The sequence below is a fragment of the Thermocladium sp. ECH_B genome (assembly GCA_001516585.1).
In the GTDB taxonomy this organism is placed as follows: domain Archaea; phylum Thermoproteota; class Thermoprotei; order Thermoproteales; family Thermocladiaceae; genus Thermocladium.
This window is the reverse complement of the sequence record LOBW01000080.1, coordinates 1-7,925: the sequence shown is the minus strand read 5'-3', so window position 1 is coordinate 7,925 and position 7,925 is coordinate 1. Positions and strand designations below refer to the sequence as shown.

Here is a 7,925-nt window from a genome sequence, read left to right as displayed (position 1 = left end):
ATTGCTTAACGCTTTAAAATGATTAATGCATTGCCCGCAAGTGTATGGACTAAGCAGTAGACAATGGGTGCAGGTATTGGCGGCTTGGTCCGGATGGTTGCTGGACGGCTTTACAACAATAGCTTACGCCCTGGTCGCAGTGACAATAAGCACAATAATGCTGCCGCCCAACTTAGGGAAATTAGGGTTAATAGTGACGTTCGCCGGCTTCGCCGTGGAGGCATTGGCTAGACCAATTGGTTCCCTCCTCTTCGGCAATTACCTTGGGGACAAGATCGGTCGCAGAAACATGCTTGCAATAACTGTGCTGGGATTCTCCATATTCGGTGGCGCCAAGGGCCTTCTCCCAACATATGGAGAAGCCGGATTACTAGCTCCCATTCTTCTATATCTGCTTCTATTCGTTGAGGGAATGTTCGCTGGAGCCGAGTATGGGGGAGGAACAGCGCTAGTAATGGAGAGCGTGCCGCCTGAGAGGAGGGGATTCATTGGTTCCCTAATACAGAGCGGCTTCGGAGTGGGTTACTTCATCATGGCCGCCATATTCGCCATCATAAGCCATGCCTATGGGCCAATTAAGTTCCAGGAATATGGCTGGAGAATCCTATTCCTAATGCTATTCATACCTGGCGCCTTGGCTTTCCTCCTCAGGAGAATAGCTTACGAGAGTCCAGTGTTTGAGGACCTACTAAGGAAACAGGCAGTCGAGAAGGTTCCCATCATCGCCATGTTCAGGGNATCCACGGGCAAGATATTCACTGCCCTACTAATAACCACCGGCCTACTCTTCATAAACACGGCGACATTGAGCTTCTACCCGGGCTTCATGGAGATGATGAAGTACCCGAATTACTTGGTGGGGGAGTACGTGGCCATCATTAATTTAGCCTCCCTACTAGGCGTATGGATCGGGGGAGCACTCTCCAATGCAGTGGGGGGTAGGCGTAGAAGCATGTTGCTATACTCAGCCCTATTCACTGCGGCAACGGGTCCTCTACTTATTATGGGNAGCATGGGCCCAACTTATGCTCTCCCAGCCTTCAGCGTGCAGGCATTTCTAGAGGCGGCGATTTTCTCTATCATTCCATCATTTCTATCCGAGAGCTTCAACGAGCGATATAGATCCACGGCAGTTGGCTTCACGTATAATGGGGGCGCAATAATAGGCAGCACAGCCATCTCCATAATATTATCGCTAAGCGAGTTAATTGGCTTATTGCCTGCCTGGGTGATCTCCATGTACTTAGCATCAACGATAATGCTGATTGGGATACTGGCCTCGAAGGAGACCTGGCGCAAAAACTGAGACACCCATGGTTACTCAAGATAATCCAGCCACGAATAAGACTCTTGCCTCCCCTTAACTAGTGCAATACTATAATCATCTTTATAACTGATGAGGCGCGGGCAATTGATGTGAAGCCATTGATAATAATAGTTGAGGGGAATTTGGGAGCAGCCATAATGCTCTTAAGCGACGAGACGGGTCTACCCGTGATTAATGATATAGGGGTCGGCATTCTGCCCATAAGGGATGCATCACAGGGAGCCAAGGTATTGAGCAGATTAAGTGGCATGGATGAGTTGCCTCAAATAATAATAGTAATCAACAGAACTGTTTGGAGTAATTTAATGGAGAAAATGGCGCCGCTTGACGTGGCTCGATTATTGATGAGGATCGAGGTCAGGACCGCTCGGCTCTAGCTTCACCTGCTAAGCTCTATTACTACCTTCTTCCCATCTATGTCCCACTCCTGCATTAAGCCGCTTCCGCTCGGCTGCTCAATTAATATCTCGGTCCGCGTCTCCCCCTCTATGTAGCTCTTCATCCTATTAACAGCGGTAAGCATCTCCTCATCCTTAGTGCTCACTCTGGCTTTCGCTCTCTCCTCCATCTGCAGATTAAGCTTACTCCTCATTACCTGTATCCTCCTTATTAATTCACGCGCAAGCGCCTCGTAGAGGAGCGACTCATCCATGTTCTTGCTTAGGCATATCCTTAATCCACTTGCCTCAAGCGATTCATACCCCTCCCCGCACTCCTCATCGGTGAATCTAACGGTCTTGACATTTGCTAGGAATGCGAGAACCTCCTCATGTTGCTTAAGCGCGGCGGATCCCTTGCCGCTTATCACTAGCTCCCTGAGGGGCCACCTCAGCTTAACCCCCATCTTATTCCTAATATTAGCTGATTGGGAAGCTATCTCGAATATTAGGTCAAACGTTGCCTCCAGGTCCCCATTAATCAATTTCTCGTTTGATTCAGGCAGCATCAGCATGTGCACGCTCTCGGGCCCATTCTCCATGCCCTTAAGGAAGGCTTGGTACAGGTACTCCGTGGTGAATGGGGCAAACATGGCGCCAACCACTATCGCGGCTCTGAGGGCCTCGTAAAGCACTGTATAGGCAATTAATTTCTCCCTTGTCTCGCCCTCCATCCACGCCCTCCTCCTCATTAATCTAATGTATCTATGGCTTATGTCCTCCACTATGAAATCCATCCACTCCCGCGCAGCGTGGTGAAGCTCCATTTTCTCCATGTGATCCCTCACTGACTTAATCATCTTATTAGTCACGGAGAGGAGCCAGAGATCCTCGGGCCTAGCTTCATCCATTTCCTTAACCAGCTTCGCCGGAGTAAAGCCATCGAGCTCCATATAAGTCTTGGCGAACTTAACAGAGTTCCACAGCACTCCAAGGACATTGAGAGATAGCTTGACTTCATCTGGATTAAATGCCAATGCATCGCCCGGCGCCGATTTTGAGAGGAGGTAAAGCCTCAATGCGTCTGCTCCATACTTGTCCAGCATGTCCTGCACCCACGTCACGTTGCCCTTGCTTTTACTCATCTTGTGGCCATACTTGTCCAGTATATGCCCCTGAATTAACATTGATTTATATGGGGCCTTACCCATCCAAAGAACCGACGTGGCGAGGAGAGAGTAGAACCAACCCCTCGTCTGATCCACGGCCTCCGTCACCCAATCAAAGGGATAAATCAAGCTCCACTCCTTGTTCCGCAATCCATCTGGGCCAGCTATCCAAGCGACGCCGCTGTCCAGCCAAACATCCATCACGAATGGCTCCCTCACCCACTCCCCGCACTCGGTCTCCACCTTAACCATGTCTATCCATGGCCTGTGAACCAACTTCTCGGGCGGCACATCAGGCAACTCCTTGGCCACCCTCCTCAACTCCTCGAGTGATCCTATGGCCATCATCTTGCTTGGGTCATTTCTGCATCTCCATATTGGGAGCGGCGTCCCCCATATTCTTGACCTAGATATTGTCCAGTCCCTTATATTAGCTATCCAATCATCAAATCTATTCCTAAGAGACTCGGGGTACACCGCTACCTTCTTGAGTTCCTGAGTCATGGTTTCCCGCAGACTCGATATTCCGAGGAACCACTGCTTATCTGCCCTATATATGAGCGGCGTATTGCATCGCCAGCAATGCGGATATTGATGGGTCACTTCATCCCTATGGAGAAGCAGACCCCTTGATTTCAAGTCCTTAATGACGAGGGAATTAACGTCTAGGAAGTACTTGCCCTTGAATGGACCGGCGCTGAATATTCCATTTATTTCAACAGTATTCGTCACTGGGATGCCATGCTTCTTAGCTGCCTCAAAGTCTTCGGGGCCATGGGCNGGCGCTATGTGAACCAAGCCAGAACCATCTTCTAGGGTCACGAAGTCAGCCGTTATCACTCTATGCTGATCCCCCCTATATATGTGCTCGTACTGAAGNCCCTCAAGTTCTTTTCCGCTAACCGTCCGTGACACCTTATAATTATTGATGCCGAATTTATGCATTAGTGGTTCCACCAATTTCTCAGCCACAATCAGCACTTCTTTACCAACATCGACATAGGCGTACGTGAATGATGGATTAACCGCCACAGCCTCATTATCTATCAATGTCCAGGGCGTAGTGGTCCAAATAACTAGATACGTGTTCTCCACACCTAGTACCTTGAACTTGACGAATATGGCTGGATCCTTCCGCTCCTTATAGCCCTGATCCACCTCAGCATCGCTTAGGGCGGTCTCGCATCTCGGGCAGAACGGCAATACCCTATAATCCTCGAAGNGGAGCCCCTTCTCCCACGCCATCTTCACTAATGACCATACGTGCTCGATGTACTGAGGCTTACGCGTTTCATAAGCATTATCGGTATCAAGCCACACGCCCAGCCTATCCGTGCCTATCTCAATCCAGTACTTCAAATAGTGATCCACTAATTCATTGCATTTCTCTGAGAACTTATCCAACCCAACCTGCTCTATCTCCTTCTTGCTGGATACGCCAAGGGCCTTCTCCGCCTCAAGCTCCACCGGTAAGCCCTGTTCATCCCATCCCCCCTGGGCCCAAACCGAGTACCCCAGCATGTGCCTATAGCGAAGCACCGCATCCTTATATGTCCGGCCCCTTGCGTGCCCAACATGGGGGAAACCATTCACTGTCGGGGGTCCCTCGAGGAATGTGAATCTACCCCTCGGACCCACCGCNTTGAGCCACTTATGTTTGATTTTATTTAGTCTCCAGTACTCAAGTACCTTGCCCTCTATTGTTTTTGAACTGAATGAACCCTCCAATCCGAAATCAATAACAGACACCGTTACTAACCTAATAAAATGGACTTAAAAATATTGCTTAATAATGACTAGGCGTGAAAATAAGGCTAGGAAGACTTAAGCCTCTAATTGCTTATATAGGTAAGCCTTTTGGGGNTTAGTTAATTGAAGCAATGCATTAATTAGGTCACTACTTACTTCGCTCGCGTTCCTAATTAGTAATGTTCTCACGTAATCGAGGAGCCTAGTATCTATCCTGACAACAGTATCAACGGTATCAAGTATGTATGGGTACCCAGTATTAGTTGTTTGCCCAGCTAGGAAGCCAATCACTTTATCGAGCCCAAGCCCCCCAAAATCAAGCACCTCTATCTTGGTGGCTATTGCTGAATTCATAGCCTTATAGAAAGCAACCTCCACTCCCTTTAATGATCCCAATTCCGAGTTGAATACTGCCTCCAAATTGCTTCTCCCCTCCTCGAACCGCCGCTTACGTAAGTACTCCTCATCGCTCCAGCACTTCAAGTAATTCACCTCAACCCACTTTGGTAGGAGTTCCCCAAATGTTCCAAGCTCAATGTATTGCCCCCTATCCAGCATCATGCTCATCAATAATTTATCGTTGACAGGAAGACACTTGCCCATCAATGCGGAGACGTACTTAGACCTAACCCTCTTCACCACTCCCACTATTGTTGTCCCTGTTGCCGCAGCCTCTTTCAGTAATCGCTTCATTGTCTTCTCAACAACGCTCCTCTCGCTTCTCTTGCTGGGCAAGTTATAGGGAAGCGGGTGGAGAGCTATATCCCCATCAAGGACAATTAGATCCAGCTTCCTGGAGCCCCGCTTCTTCTCATTCATTAACTTCACAGCAAGCTCACGCTCCATTATTGATGAACGAAATGCCACTGTCTTCTCAACTTCATTAGTGTCCTCGAAAAATACCGTTCCGGTCACGAATTTATCCGCCTCATTACCGGTGTTGCCCACATAACCATAGGCCACCACGGTCAATACTCCCCCAACTAACTCCAGCGCTGGATCGGCATAGCTTGAATCAATGGCGTATGCCTTAAGATCTCCCCCCGCCTCCATTATTGGCTTAACCCTATCGCCGAGGAGGGCCTTAACCTCATTAATTATATTTGATGACTCTGTTCCCTTCATCTTCTCAACTATGTTCTTTACATCAACGAATATGGAGAGGAGGAGCGGTGGGTCAATCCAGAAATCAATTGAGGAAGTTTCCACTCCTAATCCACCTCCCTCACCTTAAGGAGGAGCGGTTTCCTCAGGGGATTCATTAGTCCAGCCACAAAGAATTCCCTAGTGCCAAGTTGAGAGAGCGTCGCCTCGCTTATGTCAGCTATGTCCAGGTATGCGCCTATCTCCTTCAAGTCAGCCTGCGCCGAGAGCCTGGAGAAAAAGACTGTGCCCAGATTGGCTCTAATGCTTGACTTTATGTCCCTCGCTATTCTTTGGCTGGCCAACAGCAGCGATAATCCCCACTTCCTGCCCTCCCTAACCGTGGTCTCGATGGAGTCCTTGCATATTGTCCACTCGTCCTCTGGAACATAATTCTGGGCCTCATCTATTACAAAGACCAGGTTAGCCGGCACCTTAATGCTGCCCCGCTTAACCATTTCCCACGCCGAATCAATCACGTCAGCTATTCTTGCCTGCTTAACAGTTAAATCCGTGTCAGCGCTCAGATCTATTGCGGCAATGCCGCCCTCAATGGCCCTCTTAACAACGTCGCTTGGCTCCACCACCCTCCTATTGAGCTCATCGAAGAAGGAATCATCAATGAAGTATTCGATGAATAGCTTAGCCTTCTCCACTGAGGAGTCCCTAGCCCCAACTCCCCTCATCTTCTCAACTAGGTGCCTCGTGAAGCTAGCCTTATTCCACTTGATCTCCCTGGATGGCTGTGGATCTAGAAGTAGGGTCTGCTTCTTCTTGCCTTCATCCTGCATGGTATACGTTATTGTAGCTACCTCAATATATTCGCCGTAGCTCTGCCACCCAAGTCTTGCCTTACTTGCTATCACGGAAGCTATGGTGGGGGGACTTATCTTGATTTCCTTAGATGAAATCACGTGCTCCTTCATGAATGGCACGTAATCCACCCCGCTATGATCGAAAACAACCACCCTATACCCCGCCCGCCTCAATTCACCTATTAATCCCCTTATTAGCCTCGACTTCCCAACCCCGGTTGCGCCGAAGACCCCAATATGATAATTAACGAAGTAGTGATCTAGCTTGATCGACCAATTACTGTACTTGTGGCTACCCACATTTATCCCGGCAGAGACCTTTAGGTANTCGTTAAGGACAGTGCCATCCCTCACGAGGAACACCTTGGAGCCGGGCGTAGCCACGTGGCTAACCTCCGTGCTTAATCCGCTTGGCGTTATCATGCCGTACAGCCTAACCATGCCGTTGGTGAATGGCATCAACATTGATTGATCCATTATCTCCGGCCTATCAACGAAGGGATTCCGCACCCTATCCCTCACCAGCGGCTCCAGCTTAGTTATTCTACGCACCACACCGAAGAATAATTGATCCCTGAGCGAATCGTCCCTGACGAGGGCTAATTGCTCCTCCACGGCGTTANCCTCTGACTTCCTATAGAACTGTATGGGAATAGCCAAGGAAGAGGCGCCGCTAACAGTTATGCCGATCTCCACACAGCACTTCTCAAGCAGCGAATCTATACCCATGATTTATGGTGCTCATCAAGGTATATAAACGTGACATGTATTTTGACTATGGGCAATGCACTCCAAAAATATCGGTGCTCACCTGAATGCTTTTATAGTCCGAAACTCAGATTAGATTAATGTTATCGATACCCCTAGTGAAGAGACTGGAGCCCCTGGATAATATAGAGAACGTATTAATGGATGAGTTAAGCAGGTATAGGAAATTCGATATACCCATAGAGGTGGAGTACAGCGAGGATCTAAAGAAGCCGATGCATATAATGGTTGGGCAATTCATGGAGAAGGACTCCATGAAGCTAGTGGAGGCAATTTACTTGAACGATGCGAACGAGGCCTATGATCATCCACCGCTCACCGTCCAATACGAGCAGGGATCCACGAAATTCATCTCCCCCCTCTACATAATAGACATGTATGGCGGCGCATTAATGCTCAAGCAATACACAATCAACATAACGAATAGATCAATCACAATGGACAACATAAAAATAGTGCTGGTGGGAAAGAAATTTGAGAAAATAAGGGATAAAATAAAGACGGCCAGGGAACAACCTGAACGCAAGCAGCAGCAAACATACACCATCTAACACATCAAATCCATAAGTAAAACGCC

6 protein-coding genes are annotated in these 7,925 nt (G+C 48.5%); 3 read left to right on the top strand and 3 right to left on the bottom strand.

Annotated elements, in window-relative coordinates; all coding sequences use genetic code 11:
- Positions 1-25: 25 nt before the first annotated feature.
- The gene (locus tag AT710_08440; protein KUO90729.1) at positions 26-1,306 is read left to right on the top strand and encodes an MFS transporter; all 1,281 of its coding nucleotides are present in this window, start codon (positions 26-28) and stop codon (positions 1,304-1,306) included.
- 110 nt (positions 1,307-1,416) lie between these two features.
- The gene (locus AT710_08435; GenBank protein KUO90728.1) at positions 1,417-1,704 is read left to right on the top strand and encodes a hypothetical protein; all 288 of its coding nucleotides are present in this window, start codon (positions 1,417-1,419) and stop codon (positions 1,702-1,704) included.
- Between the two features lie 2 nt (positions 1,705-1,706).
- Here AT710_08435 and AT710_08430 read toward each other — a convergent pair whose 3' ends face one another.
- The 3 genes from AT710_08430 to AT710_08420 all read right to left on the bottom strand — a co-directional run bounded on the left by AT710_08430 (position 1,707) and on the right by AT710_08420 (position 7,309).
- Positions 1,707-4,622, bottom strand: a complete 2,916-nt coding sequence (locus AT710_08430) for an isoleucine--tRNA ligase (GenBank protein ID KUO90727.1) — start codon at positions 4,620-4,622, stop codon at positions 1,707-1,709.
- A gap of 75 nt (positions 4,623-4,697) precedes the next feature.
- Entirely contained in the window at positions 4,698-5,831 is a 1,134-nt protein-coding gene (locus AT710_08425; GenBank protein KUO90726.1) for a hypothetical protein, read from the bottom strand.
- A 2-nt stretch (positions 5,832-5,833) separates the two neighbouring features.
- On the bottom strand, positions 5,834-7,309 hold the full coding sequence (locus AT710_08420; GenBank protein ID KUO90725.1) for an AAA family ATPase: 1,476 nt from the start codon (positions 7,307-7,309) through the stop codon (positions 5,834-5,836).
- Between the two features lie 119 nt (positions 7,310-7,428).
- On the opposite strand from AT710_08420, the gene AT710_08415 reads away from it, so the two are divergent.
- Positions 7,429-7,899, top strand: a complete 471-nt coding sequence (locus tag AT710_08415; GenBank protein ID KUO90724.1) for a hypothetical protein — start codon at positions 7,429-7,431, stop codon at positions 7,897-7,899.
- Positions 7,900-7,925: the final 26 nt, after the last annotated feature.